At 67.9% G+C, this 23,068-nt stretch carries 14 protein-coding genes; 6 read left to right on the plus strand and 8 right to left on the minus strand.

Features of this window, described 5'->3' with window-relative positions:
- Positions 1 to 4: 4 nt before the first annotated feature.
- The gene (rnc, locus tag GWI72_RS07975; protein ID WP_161673582.1) at positions 5 to 712 is read left to right on the plus strand and encodes a ribonuclease III; all 708 of its coding nucleotides are present in this window, start codon (positions 5 to 7) and stop codon (positions 710 to 712) included.
- A gap of 116 nt (positions 713 to 828) precedes the next feature.
- Positions 829 to 1,770: a GTPase Era gene (gene era, locus GWI72_RS07980; RefSeq protein WP_161674658.1), complete on the plus strand. Its 942-nt coding sequence runs from the start codon at positions 829 to 831 to the stop codon at positions 1,768 to 1,770.
- A 67-nt stretch (positions 1,771 to 1,837) separates the two neighbouring features.
- On the opposite strand, the gene GWI72_RS07985 is transcribed toward era, so the two are convergent.
- Entirely contained in the window at positions 1,838 to 4,084 is a 2,247-nt protein-coding gene (locus GWI72_RS07985) for a spermidine synthase (RefSeq protein ID WP_161708300.1), read from the minus strand.
- 446 nt (positions 4,085 to 4,530) lie between these two features.
- On the opposite strand from GWI72_RS07985, the gene recO reads away from it, so the two are divergent.
- The 3 genes from recO (at position 4,531) to GWI72_RS08000 (ending at position 8,192) form a co-directional block, all read left to right on the plus strand.
- On the plus strand, positions 4,531 to 5,310 hold the full coding sequence (recO, locus tag GWI72_RS07990) for a DNA repair protein RecO (RefSeq protein ID WP_161708301.1): 780 nt from the start codon (positions 4,531 to 4,533) through the stop codon (positions 5,308 to 5,310).
- 88 nt (positions 5,311 to 5,398) lie between these two features.
- Complete coding sequence (parC, locus tag GWI72_RS07995) at positions 5,399 to 7,648, plus strand: DNA topoisomerase IV subunit A (RefSeq protein WP_161673587.1); 2,250 nt, start codon at positions 5,399 to 5,401, stop codon at positions 7,646 to 7,648.
- A gap of 67 nt (positions 7,649 to 7,715) precedes the next feature.
- The gene (locus tag GWI72_RS08000; RefSeq protein WP_161708302.1) at positions 7,716 to 8,192 is read left to right on the plus strand and encodes an acyl-CoA thioesterase; all 477 of its coding nucleotides are present in this window, start codon (positions 7,716 to 7,718) and stop codon (positions 8,190 to 8,192) included.
- Between the two features lie 220 nt (positions 8,193 to 8,412).
- Here GWI72_RS08000 and smpB read toward each other — a convergent pair whose 3' ends face one another.
- Positions 8,413 to 8,889 (minus strand): SsrA-binding protein SmpB, encoded by a 477-nt coding sequence (smpB, locus tag GWI72_RS08005; protein WP_161708303.1) that lies wholly within the window; start codon positions 8,887 to 8,889, stop codon positions 8,413 to 8,415.
- 59 nt (positions 8,890 to 8,948) lie between these two features.
- Positions 8,949 to 9,827, minus strand: coding sequence for a 4-hydroxy-tetrahydrodipicolinate synthase (gene dapA, locus GWI72_RS08010; RefSeq protein WP_161673593.1), 879 nt, complete (start codon positions 9,825 to 9,827; stop codon positions 8,949 to 8,951).
- Between the two features lie 247 nt (positions 9,828 to 10,074).
- Between dapA and GWI72_RS08015 the strand changes: the two genes are divergently transcribed.
- Positions 10,075 to 10,995, plus strand: a complete 921-nt coding sequence (locus GWI72_RS08015) for an alpha/beta fold hydrolase (RefSeq protein WP_161708304.1) — start codon at positions 10,075 to 10,077, stop codon at positions 10,993 to 10,995.
- Between the two features lie 254 nt (positions 10,996 to 11,249).
- Here the strand turns inward: GWI72_RS08015 and GWI72_RS08020 are convergent, their stop codons facing one another.
- The 5 genes from GWI72_RS08020 to GWI72_RS08040 form a co-directional block, all read right to left on the minus strand.
- Entirely contained in the window at positions 11,250 to 12,404 is a 1,155-nt protein-coding gene (locus GWI72_RS08020; RefSeq protein WP_161708305.1) for a porin, read from the minus strand.
- 451 nt (positions 12,405 to 12,855) lie between these two features.
- Complete coding sequence (gene pbpC / locus GWI72_RS08025; RefSeq protein ID WP_348272652.1) at positions 12,856 to 15,015, minus strand: penicillin-binding protein 1C; 2,160 nt, start codon at positions 15,013 to 15,015, stop codon at positions 12,856 to 12,858.
- Positions 15,012 to 20,489 carry an alpha-2-macroglobulin family protein gene (locus GWI72_RS08030; RefSeq protein WP_161708306.1) on the minus strand — a complete coding sequence of 1,826 codons (5,478 nt, stop codon included), beginning with the start codon at positions 20,487 to 20,489 and terminating at the stop codon, positions 15,012 to 15,014. Before GWI72_RS08030 ends, pbpC begins: the two co-directional genes overlap by 4 nt.
- Before the next feature lie 239 nt (positions 20,490 to 20,728).
- Positions 20,729 to 21,382, minus strand: a complete 654-nt coding sequence (parA, locus tag GWI72_RS08035) for a ParA family partition ATPase (RefSeq protein WP_161673601.1) — start codon at positions 21,380 to 21,382, stop codon at positions 20,729 to 20,731.
- A gap of 72 nt (positions 21,383 to 21,454) precedes the next feature.
- Positions 21,455 to 22,663 carry a lytic murein transglycosylase gene (locus GWI72_RS08040; protein WP_161673603.1) on the minus strand — a complete coding sequence of 403 codons (1,209 nt, stop codon included), beginning with the start codon at positions 22,661 to 22,663 and terminating at the stop codon, positions 21,455 to 21,457.
- Positions 22,664 to 23,068: the final 405 nt, after the last annotated feature.

Below are 23,068 nucleotides of genomic sequence, written 5' to 3' on the forward strand. Positions count from 1 at the left end.
GGGCATGACCACACGCCTCACCGCCGGTGATCCGCTCGGCCGGGTGGAAGACCGGATCGGCCACCGTTTTCAGGACCGGCGACTGCTGGAACAGGCTCTGACCCACGCCAGCGCCCTCGCCAGCGGCGACACGGGCGGCAGCTACCAGCGTCTTGAGTTCCTCGGCGACCGGGTGCTCGGTCTTGCCGTTGCCAGCATGCTGCACCGGCATTATCCGCGCGCCGACGAGGGCGAGCTGGCGCGTCGCCTGAACCACATGGTCAAGCGCGAGACCTGCGCCGAGATCGCGCAGGACCTGAAGCTCGGCGATGCCATGCGCATCAGCCAGAGCGAGGCCCAGACGGGCGGACGCACCAAGACCGCGCTGCTGGCCGACATCTGCGAGGCCGTCATCGCCGCCATCTATCTCGATGCCGGCATGGCCACCGCAGAAGACTTCGTGCGCCGGCAATGGGAACCGCGTATGCTGACCTTCAGTGGTCCGCTGCGCGATGCCAAGACGACGCTGCAGGAATGGGCGCAGGCCCGCAGCCTGCCCGCCCCCACCTACAGCGTCATCGACCGCAGCGGCCCGGATCACGCACCCGTTTTCGTCGTCGGGGTCAAGGTCGAGGGCGCGCGGCCGGCCGAAGGGCGCGGCGGGTCCAAGCGCATCGCCGAACAGGCCGCCGCCGAGGCCATGCTCCGGCGCGAGGGCGTCTGGAACGACTGACAGCCGGATCTCCGGCACCCCGGACAGACAGGGCCCTGCACGGCTGATCCGTGCAGGCAACGTCCACAGACAGGACCAACGTATTGAACGACATCGAGAATGACCAGCCGGAGCAGATGGATGACGCCGCCCCGGGTTCGCACGATCCGGCGGCGCTGACGCCAACCACCACGCGGGCGGGCTTCGTGGCCCTCATCGGGGCCCCCAATGCGGGCAAGTCGACCCTGATCAACCAGCTCGTCGGCACCAAGGTCTCGATCGTCACCCACAAGGTCCAGACCACCCGCGCCCTGGTGCGCGGCATTGCCATGCACGGTCCGGCGCAGATCATCTTCGTGGACACCCCGGGCATCTTCAAGCCGAAGCGCCGGCTCGACCGCGCCATGGTCGACACCGCCTGGGGCGGCTCGCGGGATGCGGATGTGACGGCGCTGCTGATCGACGCGCGCAAGGGCCTCACCGAGGAGGTCGAGGCCATTCTCGACCGTCTCGCCGGCGAGAAGGGTCTCAAGGTCCTGATCCTCAACAAGACCGACGTCGCAAACCGGGAGAAGCTGCTCAAGCTTGCGGTGGCGGCGAACGAGAAGGTCACGTTCGAGAAGACCTTCATGGTGTCGGCCCTCACCGGCGACGGTGTTGCCGACATTCTTTCCTATTTCGCCGACAAGGTCCGGCCCGGTCCCTGGCTCTATCCGGAAGATCAGGTCTCCGACGCGCCGATGCGCATGCTGGCGGCCGAGATCACCCGGGAGAAGCTCTTCGAGCGGCTGCACGAGGAAATCCCCTATGTCTCCACTGTCGAGACCGAGCTGTGGGAGGAGCGCAAGGACGGGTCGGTCCGGCTGGAACAGACCATTTACGTCGAACGCGACAGCCAGAAGGCCATCGTGCTCGGCAAGAAGGGCCAGACCATCAAGGTGATCTCCCAGGCCGCCCGGACCGAGCTGACCGAAATTGTCGAGCGCCCGGTGCACCTGTTCCTCTTCGTCAAGGTGCGCGAGAACTGGTCGGACGATCCGGAACGGTACCGCGAGATGGGGCTCGAGTTCCCCCGCTGAGACACGGCCTCCCCCGGGAGGCCGGACGACCGGGCCCGTGGCGCCCGGCCGTCCGCGTGGTCCGGGATCAGGGTTCGGCGGTGTAGCGGCGCCAGATCGCCGTCACGATGTTGGAGAAGTCATCCGTCCAGGCGTCCGTGTTGCGGTCGGTCAGCGCACGCCAGCCGGCGGCGGCATCGAGCGGGCCGAGGTCTTCGGCCTTGCGGGCCAGCACCACGACGTTGGTCGGGAACGGCTTGGCCAGTCCGCTTTCCTCGAGTGTCGGACGGAAGTGCTTGATGCGGGCCGCCAGGCCAAGCTCGCGGGCCAGCGTCGCCAGGACGCTTTCCAGTTCCATGTGCCGGTTCGACACGTGCAGCGCCACGATGCCGCCGGGGGCAAGCCGCTCCATGTAGAGCGCCAGCGCCTGCCGGGTCATCAGATGCACCGGGATCGAGTCGGAGGAGAAGGCGTCGACCAGCAGATAGTCGAGGCTCGACGGGGCTTCGTCGGCAAGGGTCAGCCGCGCGTCACCGAGCACGAGCCGGGCCGCCGGCGCACATTCGGACAGGAAGCGGAACCTCGACGGATCGGTGGCGATGCCGATCACGGTCGGATCGATCTCGAAGAACGACCACTGGTCACCGGTCTCGCCGTTGCAGGCATGGGCGCCGGTGCCGAGCCCGACCACGCCGACCCGCCGCCCGCCATCCCGGACCGGCACCGCGCGCAGGCTTTCGGCAATCGGTCCTTGCGGATGGTAATAGGTCAGGGGCATCGGCTGGCCGGTCACCGGCGAGCCGTCCGGCGCGGCGATCCGCATGGCCCCGTGAATGGTCGTGCCATGGCTCAGGATGCGGAACTGCCCCTCTTCCATGGTCTCGATCTTGTGCACGCCGAAGAACGACCGCTCGAAGGTCTGGCCGCCGCGGATCCGCTGCAGCGTGTCGAGCATCCCGAACAGCACGACCAGGGCCGCCGCCACCATGATCGGACGGCGATAGAGCAGCAGGGTGGCGCAGGCCGCGCCGAGGAAGCCGCCATAGACCCAGTCAGCCGGTTCCCGCGCCCCGCCGTCCGTGGCAACAAGCAGCGCGCCGATGGCAAGGGCACCGAGGGCCAGAACGGGACCGGCCTGCAGCAGCAGGAGCTTGCGGCCGGCCTTCCAGACCTCCGGCAGCGCCAGAACCGCGACGACGACGAGAACGGGATACTCCAGCACCCGGTCGAAGACCTGTGGCGCGACCAGGCCGCAGAACAGCCCGCCCAGCACCCCGCCGACACTCATCCAGAGATAGAAGTCCGTCAGCCGGTCCGCAGCCGGCCTCAGCTGGTAGAGCTGATGATGGCAGACCAGCGTCGCCAGGAAGAAGAAGGTCACGTGCACCAGCAGCATGACGACGAAGAGCCCCTCCCCGACCACGGAGAAGACCACAAGGGCCGCCGCGAAGATCGGCAGGACCCGCTCGATCAGCGCCATCGGCATGAGCGGCCGGTCGCGGAAGAGGAGCACGAAGGTCAGGAGGAACAGGGCCAGCGGCATCACCCACAGGAAGGGCGCGGCCGCCACATCGGTCGAGATGTGGGCGGTCACCGCCACCATCAGGCCGGACGGAATGAAGGCCAGTGCGACCCAGGCCGCGATCCGGGTGGCGGCAGGCCGGGGCGAGAGCGCCCGGCTGGCCTGGGCTGTGCCTGCAGCGCGCACCGCCGGAGCGCCCCAGATCGCGGCCGCCGACGCCACGATCAGGACGATCAGCAGGCCGAAGCCGAGCGACCAGCTCTCCGCCTGGGCGCGGACGCTGAGCAGCGGCTCGATCGCCACCGGATAGAGCAGCAGCGCGGCAAAGGATCCGAGATTGGACGCGCCATAGAGGAAGTAGGGGTCGGCCGCATGGGGGTGGCCCGAGCGCGAGAACCACGCCTGCAGCAGGGGGCCATTGCCGGCAACGGCAAAGAACGGCAGGCCGACGGAGAGCAGGAAGACGCCGATCAGCCACACCGCCTGCCCCTCGGCCGGCGGCGTCCCGAGCTGGCTTGTGACGGCAATCGGCAGGGCCAGCAGCGTCACGGCCAGGAGCAGCACATGCACGACTGCCGCCGTGCGCGGGGTCAGGCGGGTGGTGAGCACATGCGCATAGGCATAGCCGGCCAGCAGCAGCGACTGGAAGACGACCATCGCGATCGACCACACTGCCGGCGAGCCACCGAGCTGCGGCAGCACCATCTTGGTAAACATCGGCTGGATTGCGAACAGCAGGAAGGCCGACGTGAAGATCGCCGCCAGAAAGGGCAGGAGCAGCCGCATTCCGTAGCTGGATGCCCTGTATCGCATCGTCTCTTCCCCAACGTTCTGCGCGTCCATCCGACATGTCTCCCTGCTGAATTACATGCGTAGATTTGACACGACCGAGACAACAGACCGTTAAGCTGACGCCGCGTTCGTCTCGTCTGGCATGCGGCAGCAACGTCCGGCGCGACGGATCATGCTCCATCGCCCCTGCGCGGGCCCGGCCGCCACGGCTCCGCCTCCCCGCCCCGGTCGTCTGTGTCCCGTCTCCCGTCTCCTGTCTCCTGTCTCCCGTCGCCTGCCTCCCGGAGCCGCCCTCCGGAACCGCCCTCCGGCACCGGCAGCGGCCGCCCGTGGCGCCGCCGGTCCGGAGGATGCGGGTTGTTCAGGAGGTTTGCGCCCGCGCCCGTTGACATTCGCGCCGCAAGAGCCAAGGACAGGAGCAGCGGCGGGGACCGCGGGCGCCAGGACGGTGGCAGCCGGAGGACGGGATGGGACTTGAGTGGACCGACGAGGGCGTGCTCCTCTCGACCCGGGCGCAAGGCGAGAGCAGTGCGGTCATCGAGGTCATGACCCGCGATCACGGCCGGCATCTCGGCCTGGTGCGCGGCGGCCGGTCGCGCCGTCTGGCGCCGCTGCTGCAGCCAGGCAACTCGCTGCAGGTCACCTGGCGCGCCCGCCTTGCCGACCAGCTCGGCGTGATGACGGTCGAGGCGCTGACCTTGCGCGCCGGCCTGCTGCTCGGCGACCCGATCGGCCTTTACGGTCTGCAGCATCTGGCAGCCCTGGCCCGGCTCTTGCCCGAGCGCGTCGCCCATGCCGGCGCGCACGAGGCACTGACCCTCGTGCTCGACCACCTGGGCGAGCCGCTCATCGTCGCCCCCCTCATCGTCCGCTTCGAGCTGGAGCTTCTGGCCGAGCTCGGCTTCGGCCTCGACCTCGGTCGCTGTGCCGCCACCGGCCAGACCCACGACCTCGCCTATGTCTCGCCGAAGTCGGGCCGGGCCGTCAGCCGGGATGCGGGTGCCCCCTACCGGGAGCGGCTCTTGCCGCTGCCGTCCTTCCTCGTGGCCGGCGAGCGGCAGCCCGGATCGGAGATCAATTTCCGCGATGTCGCAAATGGTCTGAAACTGACCCGGTTCTTTCTCGACAGGGACGTGTTGTCTCCGCGCGGCCTGTCGCTCGACCAGACCCGCGAGGGGCTGACAGGCGCCCTCGCCCGCGCCTTTGCCCAGGCCGGTCTCGAAGGCCTGCCCGATCCGCTCGCCTGAGCCTCAAACACGGGGAAAAGCCGCTGGTTTCTGCGGTTTTTCGCCGGTCGAAATTGTCTGCCCCCGCCATCCGGAGTAAGTCTCACGCATGGGAAAAGAGCTGATTCCGCCAAGTGGCATCGAAGGCGTCAACCTGCGCGAGGCGCTCGAGGAGCGTTACCTCGCCTATGCGCTGTCCACCATCATGCACCGGGCCCTGCCCGATGTCCGCGATGGATTGAAGCCGGTTCACCGGCGCCTTCTCTATGCGATGCGCCTTCTGAAGCTGGACCCGGGAGCGGGGTTCAAGAAGTGCGCGCGCGTCGTCGGCGACGTGATCGGCAAGTACCATCCGCATGGCGATCAGGCCGTCTACGACGCGCTTGTGCGTCTTGCCCAGGACTTCGCGCAGCGCTACCCGCTGGTCGACGGCCAGGGCAACTTCGGCAACATCGACGGCGACAACGCTGCGGCCATGCGCTACACGGAAGCCCGGCTGACGGACACGGCCAAGCGGCTTCTCGATGGTCTCGACGAGGATTCCGTCGATTTCAGAGAGACTTACGACGGCGAAGACCGTGAGCCGATTGTCCTGCCCGGCGGCTTTCCCAACCTTCTCGGCAATGGCTCATCCGGCATCGCCGTCGGCATGGCCACCTCGATCCCGCCGCACAACGCGCATGAGCTGTGCCTTGCGGCCCAGCACCTGATCCAGCATCCGGAGGCCGAGACCCGCGACCTGCTCGCCTATCTCAAGGGCCCGGACTTTCCCACCGGCGGCATTCTCGTCGACGATCCGAAGGGCCTGCTCGAGGCCTATGAGACCGGCCGCGGCAGCTTCCGCATCCGGGCGCGCTGGTCGGTCGAGGACCTTGGCCGCGGCCAGTGGGTCGTGGTGGTCACCGAGATCCCCTACCAGGTGCAGAAGTCGCGGCTGATCGAGAAGATCGCCGAACTGCTGACCGCCAAGAAGCTGCCGCTCCTCGACGACATCCGCGATGAGTCCGCCGAGGACGTGCGGATCGTTCTGGTGCCGCGCTCACGCAACGTCGACCCGGCGCTGCTGATGGAATCGCTGTTCAAGCTGAGCGAGCTTGAAAGCCGTTTTCCTTTGAACATGAACGTGTTGTCCATGGGTCGCGTGCCCATGGTCATGGGGCTGAAGCAGGTCCTGCGCGAGTGGCTCGACCATCGCCGCGAAGTGCTGCAGCGCCGCTCGCAGCATCGCCTGTCGCAGATCGAGCACCGCCTCGAAGTGCTCGAAGGCTATCTGATCGCCTATCTCAACCTCGACGAGGTGATCCGGATCATCCGCGAGGAGGATGAACCGAAGGCCGAGCTGATGCGGACCTTCCGCCTCACCGACGTGCAGGCGGAAGCCATCCTGAACATGCGCCTGCGTTCCTTGCGCAAGCTCGAGGAACTGGAGATCCGGACCGAGCACGAAAAGCTCTCGGCCGAGCGCGACGACCTGCGTCAGCTGCTGGCCTCCGACGCGCTGCAATGGGCGCGGTTGTCCAAGGAAACGGCAGAGATTGCAAAGGCCTATGGTCCCGAGACGGCGCTCGGCAAGCGCCGGACGGACGTGGCCGAGGCGCCCGAGCACGACATCGGCGATATCCAGCAGGCGATGATCGAGAAGGAGCCGATCACCGTCATCATCTCGGACAAGGGCTGGATCCGCGCGCTCAAGGGGCATCAGCAGGACCTCGGCAGCCTCGCCTTCAAGCAGGGCGACAAGCTGAAGTTCTCGTTCTTCGGCGAAACCACCGACAAGATCCTGCTGCTCACCACCGCCGGCAAGTTCTTCACGCTCTCGGCAGCCAACCTGCCGGGCGGACGCGGCCACGGCGAGCCGATCCGGCTGATGGTCGACATGGAAGAGGGACAGGACATCGTGGCCGCCTTCATGCACAAGCCGGACCGCAAGCTGCTGCTGATCAGCGACGAGGCCCGCGGCTTTGTCGTGCCGGAAGCTGACGTGATTGCCAACACGCGCAAGGGCAAGCAGGTGCTGAACGTCACCGCACCGAACGAGGCCGTGCTGTGCGTGCCCGCAGACGGCGACCAGGTCGCCGTCATCGGTCAGAACCGCAAGCTGGTGGTGTTCCCGCTGGCCCAGGTGCCGGAAATGTCGCGCGGCCGGGGCGTGCGGCTGCAACGGTACCGCGATGGACGGGTGGCGGATGCGGTCGTCTTTTCCTCCGCGACTGGCCTTACCTGGATCGACAGCTCCGGACGCAGCTTCACGCGCTCCATGGACGACCTGGCGGACTGGCGCGGCGATCGCGGTCAGGCCGGACGGCTGCCGCCAACCGGGTTCCCGCGTACGAACAAGTTCGGCGCTCCGGGGCTCTGATCGCCCCGGGCCCGTCGTCCGGACCGCAGCGGGCCGGAGCAGCAGAGCGGAGAGGACCCGGACGGCAATGACCGACACCCCGACAGGCCAGCCGACCTCTTCCCGCCCGGATCCGTTGCAGCGGAGCGACTTTGCGCTCTTCCGCCCCCTTCCGACCCGCTGGATGGACGTGGACATCTACGGGCACGTCAACAATGTCGTCTACCTGAGCTTCTTCGACAGCGCCGTGAATGGCTGGTATGTCGACAAGGGCCTGATCGATCCGCAGGCCGGCCGCGAGATCTTCCTGGTGGTCGAGACCGGGTGCCATTATTTCCGCGAACTTCGCTTCCCCGAGACCGTCGAAGCCGGTATCAGGGCCACCCGGGTCGGACGGTCGTCAGTGAGCTATGAGATTGCCCTGTTCGGCACCGGCGACACCGAGGCAAGGGCTCAGGGGCGCTTCGTCCATGTCCTGGTGGACCGCAGCACCCGGCGGCCGGTCCCGATCGTCGGCGAGAGACGCGACGCACTGCAGGGAATTCTTGTCCACAGGCAGGGCTGAGCAGGCAACGCACTGAATTTGCGGACATTTCAGAGGTTGGCAGACAGGCCTGTCCACACCTCACCCACAGGTTGTCGACACCCAGCCCACAAGCTTTCGACAGATTGACCACAGGCTTCGTTGCAGCCGGCACGCGGCTTCTGGCAGACCATCCGGCGACGCTGCCATGCCTGCCGGACAGCTGGGCGCAGTCCCTGCAAGGCGCGGCAACTGCGGATCATCAACCGCCGGACTTCAGCAGGCGCCCCTTCTCGCGGGCCCAGTCGCGAGCCTTCTCCGTCTCGCGCTTGTCATGCAGCTTCTTGCCGCGCGCCAGGGCAATTTCCATCTTCGCCCTGCCCTTCTCGTTGAAGAAGACCTTGAGCGGAACGAGGGTCTTGCCTTCCTTGGCGATCGCGGCGGCAAGCTTTGCGATCTCCCGCTTGTGCAGCAGGAGGCGACGCGGCCGCCGGGGCTCATGGTTGAACCGGTTCGCCTGCAAATACTCGGGAAGATAGGAATTGTAGAGCCAGATCTCGCCGTTCTTCTCGGCCGCATAGGACTCCTGGATGTTGGCCTTGCCTCCGCGCAGGGACTTGACCTCGGTCCCGCGCAGCTCAAGCCCGGCCTCGTAGACCTGCTCGATCTCGTAGTTGAAGCGGGCCTTGCGGTTGTCCGCGACAACGGTGCGTGCCAGAGCGCCGGATTTCGGGGCCATGTCTCAGTTTTTCCCTGGCTGCGGCAGGATGGGGACCACCCTGCCGGCAGTGTCCTGTGTCAGTTGATCAGGCCGGCGTGAACCATGGCCGACCGGATCTGCGCTTCGGTCTCCGGCGCCACGCTGACCAGCGGCTGACGCACCTCGTTCTCGATCTTGCCGAGGAGCGACAGGGCATACTTGATGCCTGTCGGGTTCGGCTCGATGAAGAGCGCGTGATGCAGCGGCCCAAGCTTGTCCTGGATCGCCAGCGCCGTCGCATAGTCGCCCCGCAGCGTCGCCGCCTGGAACTCTGCACACAGGCGCGGGGCGACATTGGCGGTCACCGAAATGCAGCCGACGCCACCGTGGGCGTTGAAGCCGAGCGCGGTGATGTCCTCGCCGGACAGCTGCACGAACTCCGGTCCGCACGCATGACGCTGCAGGGTGGCGCGGGCCATGTTGGCGGTCGCATCCTTGACGCCCTTGATGTTGCGGCAGGTCCGGAACAGCTCGGCCATCGTCTCCGGCGCCATGTCGATCACCGACCGGCCGGGGATGTTGTAGATGTAGATCGGGATGCTGACGGCGGCATCGATGGAGCGATAATGCGCCTTCAGGCCAGCCTGGTTCGGCTTGTTGTAGTAAGGCGTCACGATCAGCAGGGCATCGGCACCCGCCTGCTCGGCATGGCGTGCAAGATCAATGGCCTCCGCCGTGTTGTTCGAGCCGGCTCCAGCCATCACGGGAACACGGCCGGCGGCCGCCTCGACACACAGCTCGACGACGCGCTTGTGTTCGGCATGGGTCAGGGTCGGGCTTTCACCGGTCGTTCCGACCGGAACAAGGCCGGTGCTGCCCTCTTTGATCTGCCAGTCCACGAAGTCCTGAAAGCGTTTCTCATCCACCGCGCCATTCCGGAACGGAGTGATCAGCGCTGGAATCGATCCCTTGAACATTTCAGGTTTCCTCTTGGACTTCTTGGACAGGGCAACCATGCCCTGAGACGGCGCACAATACTGGTCCCACCGGCATCGGGCAACGGGGTATTCCCCGAACAGGGTCGATTATGCGACCCGATTCGCCAAGAGACAGATGACCGAAAATCACGGCAAACCGGGACTTGCGCAGTTGGACGGATGGCGCGCTGCCGTGAGGCTGGTAAGCTCGCCTGATCGTTCCGGAGCCGTTGGGAGGCGGCTTGCCATGGCTGATCGCATCGTTCCCGCACCACAGCCACAGACCGGGTCCGGATCTGCCGAACTCGTCCGGTTTCACGGTCCCGACGGGCTTGGACTTGCAGCCCGCCTCTGGCACCCCGACCGGCCGGATGCCGGGCGCCTCCCTCTCCTCTGCCTGCCGGGGCTCAGCCGCAACTGGCGGGACTTCCGCGACATCGCTGGGGTCCTTGCCGGCCGGGGCCGGCTGGTCGTGGCTCTCGACTACCGTGGCCGGGGCGACAGCGACCACGATGCAGAGTGGCACAACTATGCCATTCCGGTGGAAGCCCATGACGTTGACGCCGGCATCGCGCGGCTGGGCCTCGACCGCTTCGCCGTGCTCGGCACATCTCGCGGCGGCCTGCATGCCATGGCCATGGCCCATCGCTACCCGGCTGAGCGGATGCGTGGCGTCATCCTGAACGACGTCGGACCCCGCATCGAGTTGCGCTCGATCCTGCGGATTGCCGCTTCGCTGGGACGCCACATGCAGCATCCGTCGTTCGAGGCGCTGGCGGATCTGCTGAAGTCCCAGATGGCAGACCAGTTCCCGAAGCTTGATCGCGACGGCTGGCAGCGCCTCGCCCGGCAACTGGGCCGCCAGACGGACGAAGCGGTCCGGCTCGACTATGATCCAGCACTTGCGCTAACCCTTGCCGCCCTCGACGATGCCACGCCCTGGCCGGATCAGTGGCCCCTGTTCATGGGGCTCGCCGACCGTCCGGTGCTGGCGATCCGCGGCGCGCGGTCAGATCTTCTGGCCGCGGAAACACTTGCGCTGATGGCCGAGCGGCATCCGCAGCTGCAGTCGATGATCATTGATGACGAAGGCCACGCGCCCCTGCTGTGGGATCAGGCGAGCCAGGACCGCATCGAAGTTTTCCTGAACGATTTCTGCGACGTCTAGCCAGACGCACAGACGCGCCAGACCCTCGGCGACCGGTGCGGCTCCGACTTGCGCCCTGCGTTATTTGCTGTCGGCAGCCAGCGGGCCGGATCGCGGAGCTTCCTTCCGGCAGGCCAGTGACGCCCGTCGCGGCGCGGCCCCTTCCCGGCCAATGGCCCTTGTGGCCGCCGCGCGCGCCATGCAATCCCCCGCCGACAACGAAAAACCCCGCAGCTTTCGCTGCGGGGTCTGTCTTATCCGATCGTTAGATCAGATTAGAACGTGCGCTGGACGCGGAACATGCCGGTGATGGTGTCCTTGTCGCGGACGCGCGAAGCGCGGTTGAAGTCGGTCGAAGCATAACCGAGCTCAGCACCGAACTGCAGGCCGGAGACCGGCTCCCAGACGGTGTTGCCCGACACGGACCAACGGTTGTAGTCGGTGCCAGCGAACGGAGCGTCGACGTCAGCATAGGACACGTCGATCGCGGACGAGACCTGCTCGGTCCAGAAGTGCTGGAAGCCACCGCTCACAGACCAGGCCTTCGAGGTACGGGTCGAACGGGTCACAGCGTTGAACGCGACGTCAGCGGTGTCGGTCACGCCAGCGTAGGACAGGGCGCCGTCAGCATACTGAGCCTGGAAGGAGATGGTGTCCTTCGCGCCGAGCATCGGCAGCTTGATGGTCACGCCAGCGCCGATGCCATAGCCGACCTTCGACTTGGAAGCGGCGTTAGCAAGGCGAGCTTCGTGCAGAGCGACCGAAAGCTTGGCAGAACCCCAACCCTGGTCGACCTTCAGAGCGGCAACCAGATCCGGGTAGCGGTGACCGGCGTAGGCAGCGGTGCCGCCACGACGATAGGTGCCGTCTTCGAGCGACACGATTGCGGACACGCCGTTGCCGAAAGCAGCGGTGTAGGCAGCAACCCAGCTGTTCGAGTCAGACCAGTTCTTGCCGACGTTGCCCGGAGCGCCGAAGGTGTTGCCGGTGAAGAAGTCGAACTGCGAACCAGCGCGACCGAAGGTGAAGTTGCCGAACTGGATGAACGCCTTGTCCAGATCCATGTCGGTGCCGCCACCCGAGTTACGGGTCGCCTGCAGGTTGATGTAGGCGCGGACCAGACCGTATTCGGTGTTGGTGCGGGCGTCGAGGTAGAGGTTACCACGAGCGCGGGTCGAGGTGCCGTTGGCAGCGCGGTTCCAGCTGTTGACCTTGTCGCCGAAGTCGTTGAAGTAGAAGTCAACGCGGACGCGGCCACCAACGCGCAGGCAGGTCTCGGTGCCCGGGATGTAGAAGAAGCGGGCGCCGAAGGCGTCGCAAACGCGGACGTAGTCAACCGGCTCCGGAGCGACCGGCAGATCGGCAGCCTGAGCGCCGGTGACAGCAGCAGCGGCAGCGGCCGCGCCGAGCAGAATGCTCTTAAGGTTCATTATCCTGACCTCCAAATCAGTCAATTAATGGTGGATCCCGAAACTGGCGCAGGCGCCTTGTCTCACTCCACCTTTCCCCGCGAATTGGTCTGACATTGCCACCGGCCGGAGGTTGGACGTCCTTGGACGGCAATTCAGTGCGACCCGTGGGCCGCTCGCAAAATGACCATACCCATCCCGGTCGCTCGTTCAACCTTGAACAGTCCGCCCTGACCGTCCGCAGGCCGCTTTCAAAACCCGGTGTTGCACGAAAGCCACGAGTTCACGGCCGATCTTAAGGAAGGCGCAAGGAATTGGGCGAGACGGGGGCAGTCCGACGGGGCCAGGCCGGTGGAATCAGCCTCGCGCAACCGCCCCGGGGGAATCGCCGCGCGCACGGTCCGAGCCTGACACGCGGGTGTCCTACTGCCGATCGCTTGCGGCAAAAACCCCCGGAAAGCCAAGGATATCCTTAGCGAATGGTTACCTCGATGCGGTCGGTCGCGCCGCGTCCGTCGATCACCATGATGGTCTGCAGGCCAGGCCCGTCGGGCCGCCAGACCAGCTGGGTCTGGAAGGCGCCGCTGGCCACCGGCGCGCCATTGGCAAACCATGTGAAGGGCCCGGTTCCGCCCTGCAGCTTGACGACAAGGGGGGACGCGGACGTGTCGCGGGAGAGGCCAAGGCCGAGATCCACTTCCGCGCCGGACGGGGGATGGGAGATCCGCAGGGTGCCGGTCACTCCGCCCGACAGCGGCGATTCGGTCCGGACACGGGCCCGGCGCAGCGGCTGCGGCAACCCGGCCGTGGCCAGGGAAAGCACGCCCCCGGGGGCGGCCGGCAGCGGGACGCGGGACGGACCCAGCCGGTCAAAGGCCTCAAACAGGATCGGCGCCGCCGATGTCAGGCCGGTCATGCCGGGCACGGGCGTTCCGTCGGCCCGGCCGGTCCAGACGCCGACAACATGCCGGCCGTCGAAGCCGACCGCCACCGCATCGCGGTAGCCGTAGGCCGTGCCTGTCTTGAAGGCGATGCCGGCATCGGCTGCCGTGCTTGGCCGCGGGGCGCGGGCGAGGATGTCGGCGACATACCAGGCCGGAACCGGCTCGAGGACCGGCAGGGCCGGCGTCAGGCGCGCCGATTCGCCCGCCATGTGCACGAGGCGCAGGGGCCGCCCTCCGGCGGCGATCGACGCGTAGAGCGTGGTGAGGTCCCGAAGGGTCAGCCCGACCCCGCCCAGACCGATCGCAAGCCCCGGTGTCAGCCCCTCCGGCAGGACCGGCGTGATCCCGGTCCGGCGCAGCCGCGCGGTCAGCTGGGCCGGGCCGACGGCCTCCAGCAGCTTCACGGCCGGAATGTTGAGCGAGAGCTGCAAGGCCTCGCGGACGGTCACGGTCCCCTGGAACGACAGGTCGAAATTGGTCGGATCGTAACCGGCGATGCGGACGGGCCGGTCCTCGATGAAGCTCTCGGGGTGCGCCACGCCCTGCTCGAAGGCAAGACCGTAGATCAGCGGCTTCAGCGCCGAGCCGGGGGACCGCACCGCGCCCGTCATGTCCACATAGCCCTGACGGCCGTCATCCGCGAGGCCCGGCGACCCGACGCTGGCCAGGATCTCGCCTGTGCCATGGTCGGCAACGAGAAGTGCGGCCGACATCTGCGGCCCGAGTTGCAGGGCCTTGGCGGCGACCAGCTGTTCCATGGCGCGTTGCAGGTCGCGGTCGAGCGTCAGCGTCTGCGACACGGCGGCCGGATTGGCGGCGGCGACCAGAGACGTGAGATGCGGCGCGATCATCGGCATGGCCCGGCGGACGACGGGCACCGGATCGAGGCGGGCGGCCTGCGCGTCCTCGACCGACAGGACGCCGGCTTCGACCGCCCGGTCCAGCACCCGGTCGCGTGCCCGGCGTGCCGCCTCGGGAAAACGGTCCGGCCTTCGCGCCTCCGGGGCCTGCGGCAAGGCGACCAGCAGCGCGGCCTCGGCCGGGGTCAGGCGTCGCGGTTCCTTGCCGAACCAGACCAGGCTCGCGGCGCGCACGCCTTCCAGGTTGCCGCCAAAAGGGGCCCGCATGACATAGAGGGACAGGATGTCGTCCTTGCCGAGCCGTTGCTCGAGCGCGAGCGCGCCGATCATCTGCTGCCACTTGGCAGCGAGGCTGCGGGTCGGAGCCTCGTTGAGCAACCGGACCACCTGCATCGTCAGCGTCGAACCGCCGGAGACGATGCGCTGGCGGGACAGGGTCTGCAGCGCGGCGCGGCCCAATGCCAGCGGATCGACGCCGTGATGGGCGCGGAACCGCCGGTCCTCGAAGGCCATCAGCATGCGGATGTAGAGCGGATCGATCTCGTCGAGGCGCACCGGCAGGCGCCAGCGCTCGTCACGGGTGGCGAAGGCGCGGAGCAGGTCGCCGTTGCGATCCAGAACGACGCGGGAAACGGAGATGTCGGCCAGCCGAGGCGGCAGCGGCGCGGTGGCGACCTGATGATAGAGGGCGCCGCCGGCCGCCAGCGCCAGAAGTGCGACGCCGGCCGCCAGTCCGGCGATCCGGCGCAGGAGATGGGTAGACCGCCTTGCAGGCGCCGGGCCTTCCCCCGAGGAAGAAGGGCCCGGTCTTTCGGCGAACAGGCTCACCGGGTGGGCCCGAGGATCTCGAACCGGCCGGTGTCGGTGATGGCACGGCGGTCGGACTGGTACATGTCCTCCACGCTGGCCGGCGGCAGCACGTAGGACCCGGGCGTCACGGCACGGGCGAGATAGGCGAAGGTCAGGACCGGATCGCCGAAGTTGCGCTGGTCGATCGAGACCACGAACTGGTCGGTGCGGAACTCGACATGATCCGGCTGGTCGATGGTCGTCAGCCAGTCAAGCGCGCCGATGTCTCCGGACCGGACGAGGCGCGGGTTGTCGATCACCACACCGCCCGGCAGGCGGTCGACCACCAGCAGGCGGCCGTTGGTCTCCGTCAGCGGTTCCACCTCGATGACCACTGCCATCCGCGTGTTGTAGGGCACGGCTGCCGGGTCGATCTCGTTGCCATCGAGATCATAGAAGCTGCGGGTGATGTTGAACCCGTTGCCTCCGGCCGGCTGCGGCTCGCTCGGCTGGCCGCTCACCGACAGGACGACGCTGGTCGGGCTGCTGCCCTGATTGGCGAGCGTCACGTCCCGCGCGGCAATCTCCCCGCCGGTGAAGCTCCAGCCGAGCCTGCCCGGCTGGACCTCGCCGTCGAGGGCGAGCCTTGCGGATTTCGCCTGCTCGTTGGCCTCGCGGGCGGCCAGAAGCAACCAGGCCATGTCCTGCGTCGAGGGCACCGGCGTGAAGGCCTGCTGCCGGGCGACAAAGGCGCTCACCGGGGCGGCCGGGACCGGAGACCGGGCTTCGGCCAGATAGCTCAGCACGCCGGCTCCATCACGCAGCGGCGAGCCGAAATCCTCGCGGAACAGCCCGGCCCGCTCCAGCGGCAGCCCGTCGATGGCGGCCTTGAAGCCGCTGCTTGCCCGCTCGCCCTCGCCATAGAGGGCAAGACTGGCTGCGATCTGGGCCTTGGCCAGCGGCGTGGCAAAGTCGGCGAGCTTCACGTCCATGTAGTAGCGCAGATCGCCGATCGATGCCCGTCCGGTGCGCGCCAGCACATAGAGCGCATAGGCAATGCCCTCGCCGCCTTCCGTGAAGTCGGAGGCGTAGGCAATCCGGTTCTGCAGGCTGTCGAGCGCGGCCGCATAGGCCGTCTCGGGCACGTCGTAGCCCTTTTCACGCGCGCGGACGAGGAAATCGGCAACATAGGCGTCAAGCCAGGTGTCGCTCGCCCCATAGGCATTCCAGAGCCCGAACGAGCCGCCGGAGTTCTGGTTGGCCAGAACGTCCTGGATCGCCTTGGTCACGCGGGCCCGCAGCGCGTCGTCAGATCCCAGACCGACGCTTTCGGCCACGTCGTTGAGATAGAGGAGCGGCAGCGCGCGGCTGGTGGTCTGCTCGGTGCAGCCATAGGGGTAGCGGTCGAGCGCGGCCAGCAGGCCCGGCACGTCGATCTCCGCCGCGCCACCGGCGGCGAGCGCCACGGTGACCGTGCCCGGGCGCAGGCCCTGGAGCGCAGAGGCGCCGACCGTCAGCGAGTTGCCCGGTTCGAGCGCATAGACCTCCCGGCTGGTCAGATAGGGCTGCGTGTCGCGGACCCCGAGCGCCAGCGTCTTGGACGCGCTGGTGCCGTCAGGACCGGTGATGGCCAGCTCGATCACGGCATCCCCGGTCCCCTCGCCGGCCTGGATCGGCAGGCGAAGCTCCATCCGCTTGCCCTGCTCCAGCGCGACGGCCTGCTCGGCGGGGCCGGTCAGGGATACGGGCCCGTCGATGTTGGCGACGAACCGGTACTCGCCCGTCTGGCCATCGACATTGTCGATCTCGACGAGCAGGCGGGATGTGTCGCCAGGCGCCAGGAAGCGCGGCAGGCTGGCCGAGAGCACGACCGGATCGCGCACCTCCACGTCGCGTTCGGTGCTGCCGACACCGGTCCGGGTCCAGGCCACGGCCATCAGCCGGAGGGTTCCGTTGAAGTCGGGCACCTCGAAGGACAGCGGCACGCGGCCATCTGCCCCGACCTCGACGATGCCGGAGAACAGGGCCACGGGCTCCTCGTCGGGCGGCGGAGCCTGCAGCAGCGACCCGCCGTCACCACCCGAGCGGACCTGACCACGGGTCCCGGCGGTGCGGTCGATCAGCTGGCCGTAGAGATCGCGCAGTTCGACGCCAAGACGCCGCTGGCCGAAGTACCAGGCCGCCGGATCCGGCGTCTTGAATCCCGTCAGGTTGAGAATGCCGACGTCAACGGCCGCAAGGGTCAGATAGGCCTTGTCGCCGGGCTGGAGATTGGCGATGCGGACAGTGGTCTCGAGCGTGCTGCGCGGCCGCATGCTGGCCGGCGCCTCGATCTCGACCGCAAGCTTGCGGTCGCCGGGTTCCACCTGTGCCCAGGACAGGCCGAGCGCCCGTGCCGGCATCCGCTTCGCCTCGAGATCCATGGGCCGGTAGAGCGTCGCGGTGATATAGGCCCCTGCCCCCCACTCTTCCGACACGGCCACATCGACGCTGGCCTCGCCGGCCTTGACCGGAACGGCCGCGCTCGACAGCAGGCGATCGGAGAAGACATTGACGACGGCGATGCCGTCGAACTGCGGCTTCAGGCGCAGGATTGCGGTTTCCCCCGGACGGTAGCTTGTCTTGTCGAGACCGACATCGAGCACGTCCGGCGTTTCGGAGGCTGCATCGGCCACATACCAGCCGGCGGTGAAGGTCTCGCTGGTGGCTGCAGGCTGCGGGCCGGCAAGCGTGACCTCGAGGCGGTATTCACCCCACTTCACGGGGACGGAGAGACGCGCGGCCGCATCAGCCGTCACGTCCAGCTTGCCGGTGGCGACCCGTTCCGAGGTGGTCACCGGCTCGTAGGCCCAGTTGCCGTCACTGCGATACCACTGATAGCGGGTCTCGATGCGCGACAGGGTCCAGGCAAGCCCGGTGGCTGCCTGGCGTGCACCAGTGCCATCAATGACGATGATCTCGAAGTCGGCAGGGCCGCCCTCGTCGACACCATCGCTGAACAGCGGCCTGACGCCGACGCGCGGACTGCCGGGCAGAACGGGCATCTCGAGCCGCCGTTCGACATACCGTCCGCCAGCCTCGACAAGCCGGGTCACCAGTTCGGCCGTGTAGAGGCCCGACGTTTCGGAGACCTGCGGCAAGGTGACGGCAAAGCGCAGCCGGCCCTCCTCATCGGTCCGCAGCCCCTCCGGCAGCGCGTCACGCGTCGGATAGAGCGCTTCGTCGGACAAGCCGAAGCGGAAGCCGGGATAGGGTTCCATCGAGCGGGTCGGAGAGACGGCGATGTCACCTTCGAGCACCTGGCCCGATGCGGGCGCGCCATACAGGAAGCGGCCTTCCAGCGACACCTCGGCCGGCGCCCCGAACCGGAACGCCTTGTCGGTGGTGACAAGCGTGTAATCGACGCGTTCCGGCTGGTAGTCCTCGACGAGGAAGGTCTTCTGGGCCAGAGGCTCGCCCTTGGGATCCAGATAGACCTTCAGGGTCCAGACGCCCTGCTGCACGCCCGGCGCCAGGTCGAGATCATGGGCATAGCCGCCCAGACCCGCATCGGTGACCAGCTGGCGCAGATGTTCGACGCCATCGGGACGCTCGTAGACAAGGGTGAGAGGCAGGTCGCTCTGCGCGTCGGCGCGGCCGTTGCGCAGAAGGGCCTGCGCGTGCACCGTCTCGCCGGACTTGTAGATCCCCTTTTCCGTCCAGGCGAAGACATCGAGCGGGCCGGGCGCCGCGCGGCCCTCGACGCCCCGGTCGGAAAGGTCGAAGGCAGGCTTGCGCAGGTCGAGGAAGGAATAATCCCCGTCCGAGGTCTCGGCAATCACCAGCGCGGGTGCGCGCCCGCCGCGCCCGCGTGTCAGGCCGGGGGCAAAGGTTGCCAGACCACCGGCATCCGAAACGGCCTCGCCCAGGATCTCGTTGTTCACGGCCACGAGCCGCACGGGCACGCCCTCAAGAGCGGTGGCGGTGGACAGGGAGCGCAGCGAGGCGACGACACCATCCGGTCCCGAATAGGCGGCAAGGCCGATGTCGGAGACGATGAACCACTGGGTCGCCCGGGCGCCCCACTCGTTCTGCCGGTCAAGTTTCGAGCGGGCGGTCATGGCATAGACGCCGGGCTTCAGGTCGAGGCCGATGTCCTCCAGCGGGATCGCGGTGGTGACGTCGGTGTTGAGCGGGCTTGCCGTGGTGACCACGCCCGACCAGATCTTCTCGCCAAGCTCGTCGGCGAGCTGGTCGCTCTCGTAGGGTGCAAGCTGACGCAGGAAGCGCTCGTCGCGCACCACGTCGACCAGCCCGCGATCACCGACGCGGAAGATCTCGGCAGCAACCTCGGTCGTGTTGACGGAGACGATCGGGATCGTGGCGTCCTTGCCGCGCGGCAGGACATAGGCCCGGCCGAGGAAGTTCACCGAGGGCGAGCGGTCGCGGACGTAGAGGGTGAGGTCGGCGGAGGCCTCCAGCTTTTCCCCCTCGGCAGACGGAACGCCGGCGCGGACGGTCACGTCGTAGCGTGCCCCGTGGCGCACGCCGGTGACACAGAGCTGAGACCCGTCGGAGGAAACGGCCGTGCCCGGCTCGCCGGTCACCCGGACGAACGGCGACAGGTCCTCGCCACGCGGCAGCTCCTCGGAGAAGACCACGCAGATGCGCGGCTCGGCCGCATCGGCATCAACCTGGTGGTTGACGATCCGGAAGCCGTGCTCGGCCATCACCTGGTCATAGCGCTCCTTCAGGGCCGGGCTCGCGTTCAGCGTGAGCGCGAGGCGGAGCGCCTTGATCACCGGCTTCCAGTTCTCGTTGGCCGCCATCGCGTCGGCAAGCAGTTCGAGCGCCTTGAGCCGCCCCCCCTCGCTCTGCGAGGTCAGATAGGCATTGACCGCGGCGGACACCGCGTTCTGGCGCAGTTCCGTGCGCCGGTTCCAGTCGTCGGGGTTCTGCTGCAGCTGTGCCGCCGCCAGACCCGCCCAGGCGGCGGATTCCGCGCCGTCGAGGGTGACGAGGCCGGCGTAATCGCGTTCCGCCTCCTCGGCGAGCCCGGCGGCGAGTGCCTCGCCGGCCCGCTTGCGCAGGACGGCGGCGCTGTCAGCCGGGGCTTCGGTCAGGCGCGGCAGGGCAAGCGCATAGCGCTGCGCCTCGTCGAGGATGTACTTCGGCACGAAGGCGAGATCGGCCTTGCGCTCGGCCGTCACGTTCACGGTCCGGGTCTGGCCGGCGACGATGCGGCCGGCGATTGCCCCGCGGAATGCCTGCACCTCGCCCTGGGTGTTCTTCAGGAAGCACCAGCGGGCGGAGGTGTTGTAGGTGAAGGCCTGGCACTGGCTGTCGCCGATGCAGGCCGCCTCGCAGGCGGGAAGGTCCACGTCCTTGACGGTCCTGTAGTCGCCGCCGAAATAGTCCGCGTCCGGGATGGTGACGATCTTGCGGTCGGCCGCAGCCAGCGGTCCGGCCAGCGCGAGCGAGAGGAAGGCCATGGCAAGGGGCGCGCGGGCAGCGCGGGCGAGAAACCGCAACATGATCGACCTCCGGTGGCGGCCGTCAGGGCGGGCCGCCAGTTGCTCGGGCAAGAAACGAAATGCGACTGTGCGCCACGGGAAATTGTGGCAAATGCCGATGACAGTATGACGAGAGCATTGCGGGCGGCAGCGCCGCCGTCAAGCGCGATGGCGGAGCCCTGCCGCCCGCCACAAGGTCAGGCCGGGGCGGCAGCGCCGCCGTCAAGCGCGATGGCGGAGCCCTGCCGCCCGCCGCAAGGTCAGGCCGGGGCGGACAGGCGCGCGCGCAAGGCCGCAACGAGGGCAAGAACCTCGCCGGCCGCCTTGCCACGCGGCTCGGTTTCCAGCGCCGTCAGTCCCTGCCCCATCGAGGCGGCAAAGACGGTGCGGTTGCCGAGCACCGGCTGAAGCCGGGCAAAGCCGGAGGCTGCAATCGCCTCGCCGACATCGCCGGTCAGCGCGGCGCGCGGCGGGACGCGGTTCAGCACCAGGACGGCGGGCTTGTCCTCGCGCCGGGCCATCTCGAAGGTCTGGCCGGTCGCCCAGAGGTCGACCAGCGTCGGCTGGACGGGAACGATGACCAGGTTGGAGGCGTCGATGGCGGGCCTGGCGTCGATGTCGGTCTTGGGCGGGGTGTCGATGAGGACGATGTCATGGTCGCGCGCCAGCGCGCGTGCCTCCCGGCGGGCCCCCCAGCCGCTGGCCGTGCGCAGGGTCAGGCCGGTGGCGTTCTCGCCCAGCCGGGCCTCGCGCATCTCGACCCAGGTGCCGAGCGAGCCCTGCGGATCGACATCCAGCAGCGCGATGCGCAACCCCGGCGTCGCGTGGCACAGACCGAGAGCGATGTGGGCCGTGACCGTGGTCTTGCCAGAGCCCCCCTTCTGCTGGGCAATCGTGAGGATCGTTCCGGTCATGTGCTGCCTCTGCGCGCGGCGTGGCCCCCCCTCCCGCCACGCCCGGGTGAACCTCCCCGGAGCAGGCTGGTCTCAGCCGCCGCCAAGGGCCTGATAGATCCGGTAGCCCGGACGGCCCGTCGGCTGCAAGCCATAGTTTTCCTCGGCGCGCCGGATTGCCTCACGGGTTGCAGGCCCGACACGGCCGTCGACCTCGCCGTCGTAGAAGCCCTTGTCGGCAAGGCGCTTCTGCAGATCGAGCCGCTGGGCGCGCGACAGGCCCGGATCCTCGGTCGGCCAGGCGGCCTTGAAGGGCTCGCCGCCCGAGATCAGCTGCGACAGGAGCGCGATGGCGAGGCCATAGGACTGGGACGCATTGTAGGAGAACAGGGCATCGAAGTTGCGCGTCACCAGGAAGGCCGGCCCGGTCTCGCCGGCCGGCAGGATCAGGCCGGCCTCAAGCCCGCCCGACAGCGGCTTGCCGTCGAGCCGGACAAGGCCGCGCTTTGCCCATGTGGAGAGCGCCGCGCGCTCGCGGCGGCCGACCGGCCCGTTGTAGCCCTTCGGCAGCCGCACCTCGTAGCCCCACGGACGGCCCTTCTCCCAGCCGGCGTCCTTGAGGAAATTGGCGGTCGAGGCGAGCGCGTCGGCGGTCGTGTCGACCAGATCCTTGCGGCCGTCGCGGTCGAAGTCGACGGCCAGCCGGAGGTAGGTGGTGGGCATGAACTGGGTCTGGCCGAAGGCGCCGGCCCAGGACCCCTGGAACTTGTCGGCCGGCACATCGCCGCGGCTGGCGATGAGCAGCGTCTTCATCAGCTCGTCGCGGAAATAGTCGGCCCGGCGGCCGCCGGCGCAGGCGAGATTGGCGAGCGCATGCGGCGTGTAGAAGTCGCCCCGTGCCTTGCCGAAATCGCTTTCGATGCCCCAGACGGCGACAACCACCTGCCGCTCGACGCCATAGGCGGTCTCGACGGCGGCCAGGGTCCGGGCGTGCTGCTTCAGCAGCGCCTCGCCGTCCCGGATGCGTGCCTCGTCGACGAGAAAGGCCATGTAGTCCCAGATCGGGGTCTCGTATTCAGGCTGGCTGGTGGCGAAGCGGATCACGCGTTCGTCGGCCTTTGCCGTTGCCAGCATGCGGGCGACAATGTCCGGACGGATGCCCTGCGCTTCCGCTTCGCGAGACAATCGCGCCACACAGGCCTCGATGGCGAGGGCCGGAGCGTTGGTCCCTGTGAGAAATACGGTCGCCAGGGTGACGCACCATCCGGCGTATTGCAGCCCTGACCTGAACCGAATCGTCATCACCTGTCCTCCGCTGTGTCGTGCCCACTATGCCGAAACGGCACCGGGAGGCCAACGGCATCAGCGTCCTGCCGGACTGAAGCAAAAAGGCGCTGCCGGAACCGGCAGCGCCCAGACTGCTGACAAACTTAGGAGTTTCGTGAGTTTCCCGTCATTCCGGACAAGGTGAGCGTTTCGCGAACCGCAGATCCGGAATCCAGCATGTCTGTGCGAGCGCAAGCGAGCGCAAAACCAGGTCAACTCGATACGACTTGCGACCGACAGGTATGTCGCGCTTCGCGCGGCTGGTGTCTGGATCCCGGCTCGGCGCTTCGCTGACGCTCAGCTGGGCCGGGATGACGACAGAGGGTTTGTCATCAACCTCAGCGCTGCCGGAACCGGCAGCGCCTTCTGGAACGACGATCC

This window comes from Pannonibacter sp. XCT-53 (assembly GCF_009915765.1).
Taxonomy (GTDB): Bacteria; Pseudomonadota; Alphaproteobacteria; order Rhizobiales; family Stappiaceae; genus Pannonibacter; species Pannonibacter tanglangensis.